A 17281-nucleotide genomic window follows, 5' to 3' on the forward strand; every position below is an offset into this window, starting at 1 on the left:
GTTTTGATTTTTAGATAAATTGCTTCCGGTGCTAACGGGCATTTTTTAATTGCTGGTATTGGCTAAACAAATATTCAATCCTCAGACTGTCTTCTTTCTGTAATTGTTTCCGGTCTCTTTTCTCTTTTAAAGATTTGAGGTCTTCTACAATCTTTTCCATTTCTTTTTCGTTATTTACCGTAGGGTTTTGAGCCATCTGGCTTTTGGAATAAAGAACAGGTGGTTTAATCGTAAATACTGTTTCTGAGGGGAAGAATATTCCCTGGATCAGAGAACCTATGAATGACACTGACAAAAAAATCATTGAATAGGTGAAAAACTTTTTAGGATGACGAACAATCCATTGTATGCATTTCTGTCCGGTGTTTTTGAATGAAGTATTCATTGCTAGTATGAATTTTTGGTTTGATTGTTAATTTCTTCATTATCAAGAATGCGCCAGTTTTTGAGGATCACTCCATGCGGGTTATTGGGGCTTCGGATAATGTCCTCAAAGAACCCCTCAGTGATAAGCTTTCTGGTAATTACGGATGATTTTCTTGTGATCATTTGTTTCCCGAAAAAGGCGAATTTCTTTTGTTCCATATCAAGCTTAACCGAATCAGTATGAATGCTTACCATAGAACTGGACGCTATAATCTGGTTATAAAAGCCTTTTTCCCTCAGATTGGTGTATTCTTTCTTGCCGCTGTCATCGATGAGGTACAGTGATTTCTGAATATTATCCTTGATATAGGTATCGTCAGGAGCCAAGGTGAAAAATAATCGGTGGAAAAGTTCGATCTGGGCTTTGTATTCAACGGGTCGGTTAAGTAAAACATCGGTCTGTTTAGCCAAAACCGGAACTCCGTTATCCAGAATGTAAATGGATTTCCTGGAATCTTCAATCATTTTATAGGCGAAGAAAAAGCCACTGATAACAATAAAAACGGCAAAAGCAATAGCAGAAAGTGAAACCACCTTATTCACCTTGATTCTTTGTTCTATATTTTTGATAAGCATTTTATGGTACTATTTTTCGAGATTATTTTTTATTTTTCATGCCCTGCTGAACTCTTCCCGATGCAGAACCTGCCGCAGCGGATTTTGCAGCCGTAGCCACTACAGAAGCTCCACCAGTCTTAACCGCCAGAACCGCAATTTTAGCACTGCCCGCCATTTTGCCCACAGCACTTTTCATCTTGGTCATCGCTCCGGCCCCTCCCGCACTTACAATCGTGTCTGCAATCGTAGGGGTCATTAAAACCCCGATTCCGGTAACGATATAGGCAACACAGGTAAAAAGCTGGTTATAAATCATTCCCGAATTAGTTACATAGACCATTAGGGCATCTAAATTGGTCACCGTTCCATTCGTTAAAAGCGTGTCATATCTTTCTATTTCCATCATATAGCCTGAAGCAATGAGCTGCTGACCAATGTTGATAATGGTATACGCCACAAAAGTGTACAGATTGATATTGATGAATTTGGAAACCCAGCTGTAGAAAGAGTTTTCAAACCCGGGAACAAGAGCCATACCCACCGCAATCGGACCTAATATAATAAGGATGTACGCCCAGATCTTCTGAATAAAGAAAATCAGGTAGACACAAATTCTCAGAATGGAAAGGCAGATAAACTCAATGACTTCAGCAACTAATTTTTGCATCTGAAATTGCATCCTGATCTGCCACTCCTTAATGGGCTGGATAAGCTTATCTATCCCCTCGCTGATATCAAACCAGGAATCATCGGCATCTTTACCGGTATTCTCAATAACTTCCTGCTTGGCATCTTCATCCGCTTTCAGCTTGATGATGGCATCGAGCAATTGCTGCTGCTTTTTGAATCTCTCAACACGAAGGTCATTGACCTCAGATTCTATATCACTGAAAATGCTGACTCCCGGCTCTGCAATGGCTTCAAAGGGAGCCTGTATCAGATTGACGAAACCTGTCCAGTATATCAGGGTGAATCCAATCAGAATCGGTTTGAGCATGGGAGTAATTTCCCATTCCCTGTCTCCGGCGGCCATTTGCCATCCCATATACCCGAGGTACATCAAAGCCCCCAATCCGCCAATGGCTTTTCCAACCAATGCGGCATCGTTAGCATTGTCCTGAACACTGGCGTCCAGCTTGGTAAAGACCTCCATGAACCATTTCTCAAAAGCACCATCTCCCTTCAGGAACTGGAGTAAATTGCTGTAATCACCATCGGTCTGGGCAAAGCCCATTACCGGCAATAAAAGAGCCAGAAGACAACAGCGTAAGGTTACTATCTTATTCATCTTAATATCGGTGTTTGTATTGATTCATAATATTTTGAACGACCTGCTCGTCCGACGACGGACTCCAGGCTGTAGGCAATGCATATGGAGAATGATTTTTCAGGATATTTTTATAATCCAGAAGAAGGGTCGTCTTGTTATTATGTTTCCTTAACTCCTGAACAAATTTTCTCCAACGCAAAAGGGTTTCGTGGTACATCAGGAAGCGTTTTCCCCTTGGCATATCCATAGACCGGGACATCGAATATTTTTCTTTGATCATATCCAGTTCCTGCTGAAGCCTTTTTAATGTTCCTATACTATTAAGCATTTCGTAAGTCTCCTGGTCTTTCAGCCTCCATTCCACAAAATTCTGCGGGGTATCAGGAAATTCAGTAATGGGTTTTAACATGCGCTTGTAATACAATAGCCAAAGCGGATCGGCATCAACGGTAGTAGAAGTCCAATGGGCAAAGTCCTGGACACTCCTTTTATAAATGGTATCGGAAGCAGCTTTTATTTTTTTGGCTTCTTCTTCCTCATATTTCAATTGAGCGAATCGCTGATTCTGTACTCCCGTAGGTTTTAAGGGTCTTATGTCGTCTCCATCCTTATAATCCCTGTTGATTTTGGGAGCCCACATCCCCCATACCGTGGCATAGGCAAAATTGGTCTGAACTCCCAGGAAATATTTAGGGTATGGGCGCCAATCTCCCCAGCTTTCAAAAACCATCCGTTTGTGCTGGGCGACAATGGCAGGGTCATTGAGGCGTTTTACACTCAGTTGTGCGGAAACGACAGCAGCTACAAGCAAAAATTGCAGCCTGATTAATTTTATAAATAAATTTTCCATTGTTTTAGTTAAAAATGTATTTGTATTTCTGAATAATGTCTCCCACTATGGCTCTGTCGATATTGATGTAATTCCTAAGGACAGGGACCTGATAGAGATAGGGGATCTTCTTGGCATTCTGTAGCCGTAAAATGATATAGAGAATATTGCCGTTGATATTCCTGACCCTTGTCAGGACCTTTTCAATGAGCATTTCCCGATCCATAGCATCCATCAGAAAATCTTTGTTTTCATTCAGGATATCCTGAGTGACCTCCTGTTGGAGCTTTATGGCCTGCTGTCCTATAGCTGCATAATACTTTGAAACCAGTACGGCATATTCCGGATGTTGCATGGACAAATCCAGCATGGTTTGGGAGTTGCTTACGATTTTTCCTAAATACTGATAGAGGTAGATGAGCTTTTTACTTTGGGTAAGGGCTGAATTGACATTTTTAAGCTGCTGGTAGATATATTCCTGAATGGCAATAACCTGAGCCGTTTTATTTTTGATCTCATTATACAGCTCATTTTGCTTTTCATAAGAATCTAAAAAAGCTTGTTCACTCCCTAATCGAACGCCGTGATTGACGGTAATCTGGGACAGCAGCTTGTCATTGATCACGATCTGCTGGCTTTTTACGGAAACCATAGAAAACACTAGAATTCCGAGGGTTACTATCTTTTTCATTTTTTATTAAAAGGATTTAATGTTCTTCATAATGTTTTCCACCACTTGTTTATCCCTGTTGACGTAATACTGGAAAGCCCTTTTATTGCGCAGTACTTTAGCTTTAATATCCCGTATCTTGAGCAGCATATGGGTGGAATTTCTGCTTAGGGTTTTGACTTCACCCAGTGCATAATCCAATAAAATTTTACGTTCCGATTTTTCCATTTGGTTGATGGCTCCGTAAGAGAGGATAATTCCGGCGATTAAGCGTGTTACCATTTGTAAATCATCTACATACTGTACTCCGGAAGGCAAGACAGCTGCAATAGAGTAAGGTGCGGTACTGATTTCGTCAATAATGGCAGCCTGGTTCTGGGTGATCTTATCCACCTCTCTGCTCATCACTACTCCTGTTGGAATCGCCTGCAGGGCAAATGATACGATACGTAATCGATCCTGAATCTTGGTAACTTTGTCTTTGAAGTCGTTCCACTGGCTTCTGTTGGCGGTCTCAATACCTGCATTCAGCGTCTGGTTTTGCCGCATTTCCTTTTGCCTGTTATGCTCCTTCATCGTGGCATTGATTTCCAAATCCATCATTGGAAAGGAAACATTTTCTTTTTGCCAGGCGGGTGTGGATCCTCCTCCGGAAGAAATTAATACAACATAAACTACCGGAATCAACAAGCCTAGAAACATTTTCTTTTTGCCTCCATTAGGTCGGCAAATCTCGTCCCTCGATTTCATCTTAAAAAAATTTAAAAATTGCGTTTGTACCGGTTCATAATATCTTCAACAATGGCTTTATCCGTATTGATATAGCCCGCAAAGGGATTAATGGAGTTCCAGAATCCCAGTCTGTTGGCTTTTTCCAATCGCAGCTTGATGGCCAACAGCCACAGCTTTAAATTCTTTACGTTTCCGGAAATGTTATGCAGGATCTTATAGCGGTCGCCTGCCGTAGCGAGGTTCAGCTCTCCTGAAGCCAGGATGTCCGATACATCCGTTACGATTTTTAGGCTTTGCTCATAGGTTTTTTGCGAAGCTTTAACCCCGAAAATGGCGTATTGGGGATGTGCTGATGCCAGTTGAACGACGTCAGAAGAATACCCGTAGCATTTATTGAGCTCCGTATAAATTTCCTTTACCTGAATTCCGTTTTGCAGGGTTCCGGAAACTTCTTTTAAGCCTTTGAGTATTTTATTCTGAATATCATTGGCGGCTACCATCTGGGTTCCTACCCAGGTTTGGGCATCTTTTAGCTTGGAAGTTTCTTCTATGACGTCATTCTGTTTGGCTTTCAGGTTTTCTGAATACAGGATCATCGCTGCCGTTACGGTAGGATCTATGTACGTGTTTTGCGCATATAGTACACTTCCAAATCCTAAAAAAAATAAGCTAAACTTTTTCATATTCATGCAGTTGTTTATTGATTAATTCCGAAAGACTGATGTTATGATCTTCTAATTCCTGTGTGATGATTTTGAAGATATTCTTACCAAGATTCGCCTTCCGGTTCTTAAACCCGTGGTAGAGCGCCAGAACTTTTTTATCCAAAGGCTTTTGATAGAGGTTCACTAAGGAGACCATGCTTCCCATATCATCCCCGAAACTTTTCACCTGCTCTACAAAGATTTCTAAGGCTTTATCATAATTCCCGTACTGCTCAACGTAGTATTCAACAGCCGACTTCTCGGGCTTTTCCGTAGTGTAGGTCAAATATTGCTCAAGGGCCACTTCGTTGCCGTATACTTCTCCTTTAGAACCTCTTTTGAGATAAAATTCCTTGAAGCGGCTTCGTCCGAACTTATTATTTAAGTTGTTGATCGTGAAAATCTTGTTCTGCTCTACTTTATTCAGAGATAATAGAGACGCTATTCGGTCAAAATTGTCTTTGAATTTAGTCTGATCCAAAAGAATAAACGTATCGGAGTTGTTGATGATGCTGTCTTTTACGACAGCATTTCCGATGATATCATCCAGTTCCTGGGTAACTACCACCGTCTCGCCCCAGAATTTCCTTACGGTTTTGTAGAGGTAGAGGATGTACCCACCCATTAATTTTGAGGCAATAGCCTTCCACGCTTCTTCGATGATCAGGGCTTTGCGACGATCTTTCCTCAGTCTCATCTTCTGAATGAAAGTGTCCATAATGATGAGCGTTACAATGGGGAAAAGTTTGGGATTATCCTTGACATTATCGATTTCGAATACGATGAAAGGCTCATTAAAGAGACTATTGTCTCCTTCATTATTTAGGGTCGTCCCGTAACGTCCGCCTTTGTAAAAATCCTTCAACACGAACAGGAATGTTCTTAGGTTAAATTCCCTTTCCGTGATTTTATGTTTTTTATTATTAAGGTAAAGGGGCAGGAATTTGTCGCAGTACTCATAGAACCCGTTGAAGGAAAGTTCCTTTATAATGAGCTTTTCTTCCAGCTCTTTAATTTTTTTAATAAGGGCTTTTCTAAAGGATTCATTCCAATCTTCAGTATCCTTGGGCTGTTGTATGATTTCATTTGCCTGAATGAGTATCAGCTGGGTTTCATTATAGGCTTTACGTTTTTCCCGATCGCTCAAAGTTTCATAGGCCTCATAGATTGTATAGAATTTCTCGCTGTCATAATCAGGATTATTCAGATTTTTATCGGGATGGTATTCAATGGCGAGTTTTCTAAAGGCTTCCTTCACTTCATCAAAGCCGGCATCAAAGGCAATTCCCAGAATATCATAATACGTATGCTGTCCCCTGAACTGCTCTTCATATACTGCATAAACATCTTCTTCATGAATATTATATTTACTTAAATACAGAATGAGCTCTTCCGTAGTTTTATTTTCGTACCACTTCGTTCCCGAATGAAAAAAACTGTGATAGTATGACATCAGGACATTATCCAATATGGATTTCTGTGCGGATGACATTGTCGCATCAGGCCCCTGCCAGATCAAAAAGATCAGGTTAGTCAAAAACTCTATTTTTTCAATATTAAATTCTTTTTGATCCATCAGGAAAGGATTCATCGTAATGGGTTTTTCTTCCGTGTACTGGATATATCTTCCACCTTTATATCGGCAGGTTCCCGAATAGGAATCTCCGGTATCCACGATCACGACATCGTAATTGTAGGTAAGGTATTGCTCCACAATGTTATTCATTAAAAAGCTCTTGCCTGAACCACTGGGTCCCAATACAAATTTGTTACGGTTGTTGATTCTTCCGATTTTCATCGGCAAGTCCGAAGGATCTACTTTTAGGGGAACGCCCTGCCGGTCGGTAAATCTGAGGTAGAAGCCACTTTCTTCGTTCACAGGATAGCTTTCTTTAAAAAAAAAACAAAGCGCTGCTTCGCTCGTCGTCATAAACAGATCATACTCCCTGATTTCTGTGGCGTTACCCGGTATGGCTGCCCGGAAAAGCTCCAACTGGTTATAGGCATTTCTTGAAACTATGATCCCTTTGGTAAACAGCTTATTTTCAATCAGGGACTGTGTCCCTTCCATTTCTTCCAGAGTGTTTGTTGAAAATAGTAGGGAAAAATGAGCATTCACGATGAGTTGGCCGTCTATGGCTATATGATGAAGAAGACTCTGGATTTCTTCGGCAATAATGGCATTGGAAGGGGAATTATTCGCTGCTCCTTCGTGCTTTTTCTTCTTCTTGTCCAATTCCCTTTGCTGCTGTGCCTGCGGCGGAATGGTAATGACCTGATTGTAGATAATCGTTTCGTAATCTTCCAGCTCATTAATGAAGGTAAAATTGTCCACTGCCGTTTCGGCGGCAACTCCGTTTCCTCCCAGTGTGGAATAAGGTTCTATTTCAGAAGGCAGATCAATATTTTCAACATCGACATAAGAGATGTTTTTAACAAAGCGGTTGCCTATTTGCAAATATTCATTAGTACTTCTGATATTGTCAAAAACCGGGGTACCCGAAAACTGCATTGATAAAGTTCCGGAAATATAATACTCAAAATCTTTCTCGAATAAGAACTCCGCTTCACAGTCACTTTGTTTCAAAAGCATAAACACCTTCTGACATTTGTCCCTAAGTTCTTTATAGGTCTTTGCAGAGAAATTGTAGGATTTATTTTTCTTTTTCAGCTTATCATCAATAATATCTGTAAACAGTAATACCGTTTCAATGGTTTTAAAAAGCCTTCCGTCAAAATGCTCAGAATATTTCTGTTGTAGGAATTCCTTGGAAAGCTCGGCTGAGTATTTCTTTTTTGAGAAAATATCAAGCTTCTGAACAATTCTCCCCTCCCCGATGATGGACACGACCTGATTCAAAACCGTATGAAAATGGAGATAATAATCCGGGTCTGCTGAATACTGTTCCACGATATTTCTGATTCTGATACCAATGATGGGATTTCCATACTGCCCGAAAAGGACATCAAAATCCCAATGCTGATCTTTTCCATAATCATAGCCGATGAAAGGAATACTAAATGCTTGTTTTTTTGTTGTTGCCATGCTTTAAAAATCTTTTGCTATTCAACCTTTTAGGGAAAATGAAAATCTGATCGAAATTCTTAGTCTTGTCATACAGACCATGGGTGTCCTGTTTTTTGAAAATGAGATATACACCGCATCCGGTGACTGCAAGCCCTAGTAAAGAACCTAATAATCCGAACCTGGATAATATGAGTGCTGCAATGACTCCGCCTCCGATAACACCCACGGCATAAAAAATATATTTTCCCTTGAGTCCGAAGAATACAAGGGGTTTTTTGAGCCCCTTGTAGAGATAGAATCCCATAACTTAAGCAAAGAAAGCCGTTACGAATTCCGGAACGACAATCAGAAAGATCATGGCTCCCCCATAACCAAGGATTTCTTTGTTGACATCCTGATCACCATTAGTCCATTTGTTATACACTCTAAGACCTCCGATGAAACCGACCAGTCCACCCACTGCTTTCAAAATCAGTTTGATGGGATCCCAATAGTCCTTAATGTCACTTGCCGCATTGGAGATGGCTGTTGCTCCGCCCTGGGCAAATGCGGGGGTGATAGCGAGGAGAATCATACAAGCGGTCAATATCTTTTTTACAGCCTGACGGCTTTTAAAATTGTGGTTCATAATGATTAATATTTATGGTTAGAATTAAATTTTTGTGCTTAGAAATTGGCATAAGGGGTATGCTATCCGTATCAATTGATAGGATGAGATGGGGTAATTTTGAAGTGTTTATTACTGTTTAAATGATGGAATGGTAAACCTTTTGCCCATCGTAGTTAGCGACCATTTGAACGGTGGTCTCCGATAAATTCAGGAGCTCCTTCCAATGGGATTTTTTAGGCTCAGTCTTTTCACTTTTGGAATGCTCTTCTGCTTTGCCGGGCATATCCTGAAGATGACTTGTGTTATCGGACTGGCTCTCTTCTATTGTTGCTGATTTGGTATCATTCACTGGTGCTGACATATCATCAATATCCTGCTCAGCTTCAAATCGTTTTCTTAGCTCTTCCAAATCCGGCTTTTCGTCGGTAGCTGATTGTTTTTGGGAATCAAGTTCTTTTTTCAAGAAGGATTTGGGAGTATTGACGTTTTCAACGTCTTCAATACCGATGGTAGAAGGAGGTTTACCCTCTCTTTGAGCAAAATCGCCTAGTGAAAATTCTTCGGTCAAATCGACGTGAATGATCTTTTCTTTTTTTAAGAAAAGGTCGTACAGGATATTTCCGGCATAATACAGGAAATAAGCTGCTAACAGGATGAGTGAATACTTTATCATATTTCATTTTTATTTTGTTTTTCTTTGGAATAAGCCTTACAAGGCAATTTGTAATGCTTCACTTATTTGTTCAATAATTTCATTGAATGACTTTTTTATCGCATATCGCTGTTCGTAGGTAAGCTTCCTCGTATTAATGCTCTGCAAGCAATTTCTTTTGTATACAGGGCTTTCAATCAGGGTTCCGTATTTTGAGATCTCGATATCCATCTCCTTTTGGTTAAGATATTTATAACCTTTGTCATATTTGGATCGGATAAAGATCCGCTCTGCCTCACTTTCGAGTAAACCCAGCAGGTTTTTGAATACCAGGGTTGATTTTACCGATACATCGGAGTATTCAAAAGGAATGATGATAAAATCACTGTAAATCAATAGATCACTGTATTTCTGGTCGAGTGTACCCGCCAAATCAAACAGGTATATTGCTTCACTTTCCTTAAGACCTATAATTTTTTCCAAATCTGCAAAAGGCTGTTCTTCTTCATCGTCTCCGACGAGTTCCACTTCATAAAGCTTTGGCAGCTCTGAATATTCGTCCTCTTTCCATTTGTTGAAAAAAGACTTCTGAAAGTCAAAGTCATACGCCTTAATTTTCCTTTGGGAAACCTCGCAAAGGTAATTGGCAAAGGCAATGGCAAGAGTGGTTTTCCCCGCTCCGCCCTTTTGGGTGGCAAAGGTGATAATCATATTTTTATATCGCTAATTTTTAATGGGAAGCAGAACTTCGATACTTTGGCTTACCGGTTTTTCTTTTTACGCCTTTTCTTACGCTCCTCTTCTCCGGGGTCTTTTCCTGATCCTCCTGAGGATTTACTGAATTGAAAAATCAAATAATTGATACTTGCATTCAGTTCTTTTGAAAGTTTTTCATTTTGGGTTACTGAAACCTGCTGCTGGTTTTCAGCCGGATTCAGGAACTTTTGATAATCTTTTTCGCCTATCAGCTGTTCCAGCTCTCCTACATAGTGTAATTTTGAGTGGACAGCATAATATTTACCCTCTTCGGACCTTATAATGTGAATGTCTTTTGGGTTCTGTGTTTTGAGATATTGCTTTACTTCGCTCCTGACTGGGCCAAATATTTCTTTATTCTTCCTTTTTTTAGTTTCAAAAAGCATAAAATATTTTGGCACATTGTCAGGGGTTTCACGTTTTAAATAGTCTATTAGGATTTGTTTTGAAGCTTCATCTGCTATATTGTAATCCTTTAGCCCTTCAAAAAGCTTTTTGTCTATGGTATCGGAAGTGAACTCAAACAACTCGTTTATTTTCATAATCTCGCTTCCTTTATACACCGATCCTGTCTTATGGTCAATCAAGGTATATCCGAAAGGGCGGGCGGTGGCAGTGCCACTTCCGGTTTTCTTATTGCTATCCTCTATTAGAGGTGGCTCGCTTTCTTTGCAATGAAATACCACATCCAACCCGAAAACATCCCGCAACTTTTTCTGAAGCTCACTCTCGAATTCAATTTTCGGTTTCCAATTCTCGTTTTGCTTTTCTTCTGGCAACACACCTTCCTGTGCCCTGCGGTCTTCAACCCTGAACACCTTGCACGAGTACAGTTCTTTGTATTTTGAGACAATCGCTTTAAGCTGCCACGCTCTGGAATCTTTTTTAGGACTGCTGAAGCCCAGCCGGGTTGTATTAATGGTTTTTTCCCAGGCTCCGTTTTTCAGGATATCCAAAGCGCCCTCATTATTCTTATTTTGAGAAAGCCGGAATCCGTTTCTTTCCAGAAGCAGTTCCAGTTGCTTTAGGGAGCTGTATCGGTAGCGCAGTAATTTTTCTATTTGCTCCTGTGTACTTAATCCATACAGCTTTTCCATGACAAGGCTTAATGCTTTCTGTGCCTTAAGCTTTTCATAACTGTCACCTATTTTCTTTCCTGTCTGTTTATTGACACGGGTAGAAACAATATGGACATGGTTGTTTTCTGTATCATTATGGAATATCACTATAAAAGGCTGCTTTCCATACCCCAGCTCATCCATAAAATTTTCTGCAATTGTTGTGAGCTCTTCTTTGGTATGTTCCCGAAACTTTGTGGAAATGGCAGCGTGGAACTGAGGCTTTTTTACCCTTTCATTCTTTGATATGGATTTTAAATAATCCCGAACTTCTTGCTGACTGCTATTTTCGTTAATGAAGGAAGGGAAATTTTTCATTAGCATCAGTTCACCGCCCCCTTTCTCTACTTTCTTATCATTATACTCAATTCCGGGAAAGCCGGAACCCGCAGGTTCCATGATCTTGACAATCATTTTCCAAGCATTGAATAAATCCTGGAGAAAATCATGTTCTGTTCTCTCTTCAGTTTTTCGATCTCGGAAAGTTTACCCAGGAAATCCTTCAATTCTTGTTTGGAAATAAACTTTTGACCATTGACTATCCTTGCAAGCTGGTTGATGTTGGTTTCTATCTTGACAAAGATGTTGTCCTGCTTTTCAATGAAAGCCAGTACTTTTCGCCTTTCATCATCCAGAATCCTTTTCTCTACCGAATGGATAATCAAACTGGACAAAGAGATCTGCTTTTCTGAGCAGATTTTTTTCCAGTTTTCTTTCCTGGATTTTTGAATTCTTATGTAAACCCGTACCTCCTTTTCCATACTTTATCATTTTCAATTTTTCCTATGGTAAATAACTCAGTGAAGCTCTATCCGATTAAAATAGCTCAGCGCTTCTTGGTAAGTAAGGCTTGATATTATCCCTTTGATGAATGGCAGAAAAATAAATCTGTATTTTCATTTTGTTTTTGGTTAAAATTTCTTTTGCAAAATTGGGACATAAAAATCGTGAAAGCAATAGTATTCATCGGGCTTGGGCTAAATAAGAACAAGCTGGACTCATCTGGAATATGTGGAGATTAAAAAAGAATATACTGGGCTAATTTGGAATATTGCTCCTTATTTTCCCCGAAACAAAAAAACAAGTTCCGCCGTTTTTTCTCCTTTTTGCAAAAAAAGGCAAGATCGTCTTTGGAAGTACAACTTGAAAAGTTTGTACGTACAAAGACACATCTTGCTATTAAGGCACGATTATTTTTTTAGAACTCTGAAAAAACCAAACTTAAACAATTTAACATTCTGATAATCAGTAGTTTAAATTCACTTAGACTATTTTTGATTTTGAAAGAAAAAATAAGACAATCTTCATTTCATTAGTCAAGAAAATGCCTACGTACTATTTTACGCATGTTTAATCGTAGGTTGTATTCATTTTACGTATGCTCGTAGGCAAATTGTTTTTTTACTCCTATAAGGTCAAAACCTGCGGTTATTTTACTCAAATTTTAAAAATTCAAGGGTTTATTTTACCTCGTTATGAACATGTGATATTAACGGATTTTTGGGAAAAAACACGCATAATTATTTAAAGATAAAATATAACTAGGTACCATTTTATGCATGTTCACCCCCAAGTTGTATTCATTTTACGCATATTAATGAGCTAACAGTCTTGCTTTTTACTCATGCAAGGTAACAACCTGCGGCTATTTTACCTAAGTTTTAAAAATACTGCGGTTTATTTTACATCGTTATGAACATGTGATATTAAAAGATTTTGGGGAAAAAGCATGCATAATTATTTAAAGATAAAATATTACTAGGTACCATTTTACGCATGTTCACCCCCAAGTTGTATTCATTTTACGTATACCATGAGCTAACAGTCTTGCTTTTTACTCATGCAAGGTAACAACCCGCGGCTATTTTACCTAAGTTTTAAAAATATTGCGGTTTATTTTACATCGTTATGGACATGTGATATTAACGGATTTTTGAAAAGAAAAGCATGCATAATTATTTAAAGATAAAATATAACTATGTATTATTTTACACATATTAATCACTTAATTGTATTCATTTTACACATGCTCTCGAGCAAACTGTTGTTTTTTACTCATGCAGGAGAGATACCCTATAATACCTATTAATTTAAAAAACATAGAGACCTAAAATCTCAAGAAAACATAAGGCTCTCATTGAATGAGCCAACCTTTATCACATTTAGGATTATTTTTTTTGAAAATCTTTTGTAATCTTTGAAGATTGTTTTAATGTAGGAAAACCCACCGCTTTACGGTTGTGGTCTATTCTAGCCGAATCGGCAGCGTCGAAATTCGTATCATAATGCAAGAATATGCCATAAATAGGTTCCAGATAATGAATGTACTGATACTTGTCAACCATTTCTATATAATCCCTTGGTGGACATTCACCGGACTTCACATATTCCAGTAGCTTTGTCTTGAAGAACTCATAATGCTCTGTGCCTGCCATATGATTGAGAAGGATGCCCATAGGTATGAACTGTTCATTATTTCCGTAAAGTCCTATTTTTTGCCTTGATGGAAAACCATAATTTTTGATTGTCCAGATCAAAAGCTCAGCATTTTTTTTGTCGTCTTTTACTACGGTTGAAACTACGCGGGCATTATATTGGTCCCGCGCGGATGCAATACTGAAAGAATCTATCAGTACTTTATTTAAACTTTTTTTCCAGTGAAGAACTTTTCTTTCAACAGCAATGCTGTCAATGCCATATTTTTTATAAAGCCTGAAAAAATCCTGATCTTCTCTTTTGTATTTCCAGTTAGGTGCAGACTGTGCTATAAGTTTATTAAGGCTTTTTTCTCCACCGAAATTTTTATGAAACTTGTCAGCATACCTGATATAAGTTTCATACTCTTCCATCCTTTCATTCTGAGCAGGAGGATATTTCCTGAATAACTTTTTATATTGCCTGATGATTGTTAAAGTATCTTTACCAGTCCTAAGTGCACTATCAATAGCATATACCTTATGGTAATAATCAATATAATTCAGTTTTTTGCTTTTACAGGAAAAGGAAATTAGTATGATCAGTATTAAAAAAGTGATTTTTTTATAGTTCATAGGTATTATAGCTAATATTATACTAAAATATGGTTTAGATACAAAACATGACGCAAATGTAGAAGAGCAGAATAAGTATAATGATAAACGGGGCAGCTGATGAAAAAGAAAATAAATAATGGTTAAAATTACCTTTGAAAATTAATTAAATTTTTAAATAAACATTTTGTCTTATATTTATTTTTTTCGTAATTCTTCTTTTCTTTCAGCTTCCATGACATCAGCCATAATTTGTGCCTGACCTCTGCAGTCGTTATATTCTTTTTGCAGACTGTCAATTGTAGCATTCTTTGCTTTTATAATTTTTTTGGGATCTCTACTTTGTGGTTTACCGCATCCAATTAAAATAAAGGACAGGACAAAAAAATAGTTTTTCATTATTGTGCCTAAATAAAATTTAACTGAAAAGATAGAAATAATATTTTAAAAGGTCAATTATAAATTATAAAGACTATGCAATAAATAGCCAATACAAAATCTGCAATCTTTTTTAAAAACATAAGGCAACAGCTTTTGAATTGTTTTTAAATGGGATTGCTCCGATTTCCACAAAAAATGCGTTTCCGACCCAAGGGCGGAAGTGCATTTTTGCCACCTGATTTTTCCATAACTAAATTTCAGGTTATCTTTAATTAGGTTTTTATTATTTTTCACTAAATTGGGACATTATTAATTTAAGAAAAGTTTTGACTATGAAAGATTTACTTACTGATTTCAAAACATCATCCGAATCTGTAAATTATGAAGCAAGAGTCCATTGGATTTCCTATGTTATTCCTGTTTTCTTTACAATAATTGGTTCTATGGGAGTACTCTATTTTCTATTGCTCGGATACAAATTTATGTTGGGGTTTATGGGCATTATTTCCCTGTTTCTTATTTTTCTTTTCATCAAAGGGATCATCGCTGTAATCCGGAATAAGAATACCAAAATCTACGTTACGGATAGTCATCTTTCGTTTACTACGGGGATATTAGGAAAAACACGTTCCGATCTTTCATTGAATAAGCTTGAAGGGATGCATTTACAACAAAGCTTTTTAGGGAAAACATTAAATTTTGGAACCTTAGTTGTTACTACTGGGGGAATGACTCATTCATATTTCATTGAAAATCCGATGGAACTAAGGAATGTTTTACTTCATTCTCAAAAACGGTCTGATTAAAAAATAATTTCTTAATTTGAAATTAATTGCTATAAACCAATTCCGCAACCTTTTTTCAAAAACATCCCCTGCTAAAATGTGGCAATGTTTTAGAAATGGGGTTGCTCCGCTTTCCGCAAAAATACGTTTCCGACCAAAGGGAGGAAATGCATTTTTGCCGCCCGTTTTTTTTTTCAGACAGCAGAAATTATGTAACTTTTATGGGTTGGGAATGAAAGCATTTCAGATTAAGAAAAAATCCCCTGTTTTCGGTTAATCCGTTTCGGAACAAGCTCCACAACAATGAGCTTCCCATCTGTGCCAATGTTGAATTGATAAACAAGTCCTGCTTTTCCAGTGCTTCCGCCAATGAACAGCTTGGTGTATTACCAGTCTTTTCCGATTGCTTTAGCAAATCTCCGAACTCATCGGTGATAAAAGGTAAATGATCCACCGTATTATATTTTTCAGAATTGGGCTGTTTGATCGTTCCTATGGTAGATAAAATTACCTGTCCTGAATTTTGACTATTCCCAAAATCCAAAGAATATATCGGACGTTCTGCGTAATACCTGCCATTATTCAGGCTTTTTAATATATCAGTAATTTCAAATCTTGCACTCACACTGTCAACACATGAGATGTAAATATTTGCAAGAATATTTTGTGGAAATTTTTCAGATTCATTTTTCTTAAATTTTTGTGTTTCTGCTTTCCAGTTTGTTCCCATCCAACGGTTAGCTCGATTGATTAAGCCAACAGACTTGTATAATCCTATTTCCGATTCTGCAAAACGCTGTCTCCCTAAATTAGCATCGGTAATGAGATCATCATCCCACAACCGCACTTGTAACCCTGCATGTCCCAATTGAATCAGGCTGTGATTCATTTCCATTAATGCTGTCAATACTTTTGAGCCTGTTCCCCCTGCACCGATCAGGTTGATGGTTACAGGATTGGTAGGATGAATCAGGTAATTGTCCGTAAAATGAACTTTCGTTTTTTCGCTTGTCATGGCAGTATATTTTTAAGGATTTTATCGGTATTTTTCAACATTTCTTTTGGAAAAGGTTTATCTGTATCAATCAGTTCTTTCCATATGTTTACACAGTTGCCATTGGTAGGATTGTGATTGTTTAAATGGCTGAACTTACTGTTAAAAAAATAGTGTTCCCAAGCGCGAATAAATTCTTCAACCGAAGTCGAGTTTTTAATATCAACATTAACTGTTCCCATGCAGACACTTCCGTTTTCATAAACATTAAAAAAGGGAGCATGGTACAAAATTGTTTTTTCCGTGGGTCTTTTGTCGGAAGTGAGGGCAAATACGGTAAGGTTTTGCTTGGTAGCTATCCACAGCATAGCGGAAACATACGTTACACCATTAGGAATTTCTAGGGATTCCGTAAAGAAAAGTTGTGTTTTCTTGGCTTTGGTAAACCATATCACTGAACCCTTTTCGGTCGGATTGATGTATAAAACATTGGTGGGCAGAATACTTTCAGGTTTCAGAAATGCTTTGCTTTTTTCTTTGTGCGTATTAAGGGACTTTGCCAATATTTTGGCTTCTCTTTCGCTCAAAGGATGGGCATTAATGGGATTTCCGTTTTTATCCATATCAAAATGCTCCACATAAGTCTCCCTATTATCATCAGCATTAGACTGATAAATGACCAGTGCTGAAATGGGATGATAGAGTGTTCCGAAATGATGGGTTATTTCTTTCATGATGT

18 protein-coding genes are annotated in these 17281 nt (G+C 38.2%); 1 reads left to right on the forward strand and 17 read right to left on the reverse strand.

Annotated features, from left to right (window positions below; translation table 11 throughout):
- Positions 1-31: 31 nt before the first annotated feature.
- The 15 genes from DRF65_RS16355 to DRF65_RS16430 all read right to left on the reverse strand — a co-directional run bounded on the left by DRF65_RS16355 (position 32) and on the right by DRF65_RS16430 (position 14781).
- On the reverse strand, positions 32-385 hold the full coding sequence (locus DRF65_RS16355) for a hypothetical protein (RefSeq protein ID WP_115971837.1): 354 nt from the start codon (positions 383-385) through the stop codon (positions 32-34).
- Positions 386-387: 2 nt separating this feature from the next.
- On the reverse strand, positions 388-1002 hold the full coding sequence (gene traK / locus DRF65_RS16360) for a conjugative transposon protein TraK (protein WP_115971838.1): 615 nt from the start codon (positions 1000-1002) through the stop codon (positions 388-390).
- A gap of 22 nt (positions 1003-1024) precedes the next feature.
- The gene (locus tag DRF65_RS16365) at positions 1025-2272 is read right to left on the reverse strand and encodes a type IV secretion system protein (protein WP_115971839.1); all 1248 of its coding nucleotides are present in this window, start codon (positions 2270-2272) and stop codon (positions 1025-1027) included.
- Position 2273: 1 nt separating this feature from the next.
- On the reverse strand, positions 2274-3104 hold the full coding sequence (locus DRF65_RS16370; RefSeq protein WP_115971840.1) for a hypothetical protein: 831 nt from the start codon (positions 3102-3104) through the stop codon (positions 2274-2276).
- A gap of 4 nt (positions 3105-3108) precedes the next feature.
- Positions 3109-3774 (reverse strand): hypothetical protein, encoded by a 666-nt coding sequence (locus tag DRF65_RS16375; RefSeq protein WP_115971841.1) that lies wholly within the window; start codon positions 3772-3774, stop codon positions 3109-3111.
- A 6-nt stretch (positions 3775-3780) separates the two neighbouring features.
- Positions 3781-4503, reverse strand: a complete 723-nt coding sequence (locus DRF65_RS16380; RefSeq protein ID WP_228438752.1) for a hypothetical protein — start codon at positions 4501-4503, stop codon at positions 3781-3783.
- 11 nt (positions 4504-4514) lie between these two features.
- Complete coding sequence (locus DRF65_RS16385) at positions 4515-5168, reverse strand: hypothetical protein (protein WP_115971897.1); 654 nt, start codon at positions 5166-5168, stop codon at positions 4515-4517.
- Entirely contained in the window at positions 5155-8235 is a 3081-nt protein-coding gene (locus tag DRF65_RS16390) for a TraG family conjugative transposon ATPase (RefSeq protein WP_115971843.1), read from the reverse strand. Before DRF65_RS16390 ends, DRF65_RS16385 begins: the two co-directional genes overlap by 14 nt.
- 289 nt (positions 8236-8524) lie before the next feature.
- Entirely contained in the window at positions 8525-8845 is a 321-nt protein-coding gene (locus DRF65_RS16400) for a DUF4134 domain-containing protein (RefSeq protein ID WP_115971845.1), read from the reverse strand.
- Positions 8846-8963: 118 nt separating this feature from the next.
- Positions 8964-9500: a hypothetical protein gene (locus DRF65_RS16405; RefSeq protein ID WP_115971846.1), complete on the reverse strand. Its 537-nt coding sequence runs from the start codon at positions 9498-9500 to the stop codon at positions 8964-8966.
- A 36-nt stretch (positions 9501-9536) separates the two neighbouring features.
- The gene (locus DRF65_RS16410) at positions 9537-10190 is read right to left on the reverse strand and encodes a ParA family protein (RefSeq protein WP_115971847.1); all 654 of its coding nucleotides are present in this window, start codon (positions 10188-10190) and stop codon (positions 9537-9539) included.
- A 50-nt stretch (positions 10191-10240) separates the two neighbouring features.
- The gene (locus DRF65_RS16415) at positions 10241-11767 is read right to left on the reverse strand and encodes a relaxase/mobilization nuclease domain-containing protein (protein WP_115971848.1); all 1527 of its coding nucleotides are present in this window, start codon (positions 11765-11767) and stop codon (positions 10241-10243) included.
- Complete coding sequence (locus DRF65_RS16420) at positions 11764-12114, reverse strand: hypothetical protein (RefSeq protein WP_115971849.1); 351 nt, start codon at positions 12112-12114, stop codon at positions 11764-11766. The genes DRF65_RS16415 and DRF65_RS16420 overlap by 4 nt, the downstream gene beginning before the upstream one ends.
- Before the next feature lie 1407 nt (positions 12115-13521).
- Positions 13522-14403 (reverse strand): hypothetical protein, encoded by an 882-nt coding sequence (locus tag DRF65_RS16425; RefSeq protein ID WP_115971850.1) that lies wholly within the window; start codon positions 14401-14403, stop codon positions 13522-13524.
- A gap of 177 nt (positions 14404-14580) precedes the next feature.
- Positions 14581-14781, reverse strand: coding sequence for a hypothetical protein (locus tag DRF65_RS16430; protein ID WP_115971851.1), 201 nt, complete (start codon positions 14779-14781; stop codon positions 14581-14583).
- A 314-nt stretch (positions 14782-15095) separates the two neighbouring features.
- On the opposite strand from DRF65_RS16430, the gene DRF65_RS16435 reads away from it, so the two are divergent.
- Positions 15096-15569, forward strand: a complete 474-nt coding sequence (locus DRF65_RS16435) for a PH domain-containing protein (RefSeq protein WP_115971852.1) — start codon at positions 15096-15098, stop codon at positions 15567-15569.
- A gap of 187 nt (positions 15570-15756) precedes the next feature.
- On the opposite strand, the gene DRF65_RS16440 is transcribed toward DRF65_RS16435, so the two are convergent.
- Together DRF65_RS16440 and DRF65_RS16445 are read right to left on the reverse strand one after the other, a co-directional pair.
- Positions 15757-16563 carry a PRTRC system ThiF family protein gene (locus tag DRF65_RS16440; RefSeq protein WP_115971853.1) on the reverse strand — a complete coding sequence of 269 codons (807 nt, stop codon included), beginning with the start codon at positions 16561-16563 and terminating at the stop codon, positions 15757-15759.
- Positions 16560-17276, reverse strand: coding sequence for a PRTRC system protein B (locus DRF65_RS16445; RefSeq protein WP_115971854.1), 717 nt, complete (start codon positions 17274-17276; stop codon positions 16560-16562). Before DRF65_RS16445 ends, DRF65_RS16440 begins: the two co-directional genes overlap by 4 nt.
- Between the last annotated feature and the right edge of the window lie 5 nt (positions 17277-17281).

This window comes from Chryseobacterium pennae, from assembly GCF_003385515.1.
GTDB classification, from domain to species: domain Bacteria; phylum Bacteroidota; class Bacteroidia; order Flavobacteriales; family Weeksellaceae; genus Chryseobacterium; species Chryseobacterium pennae.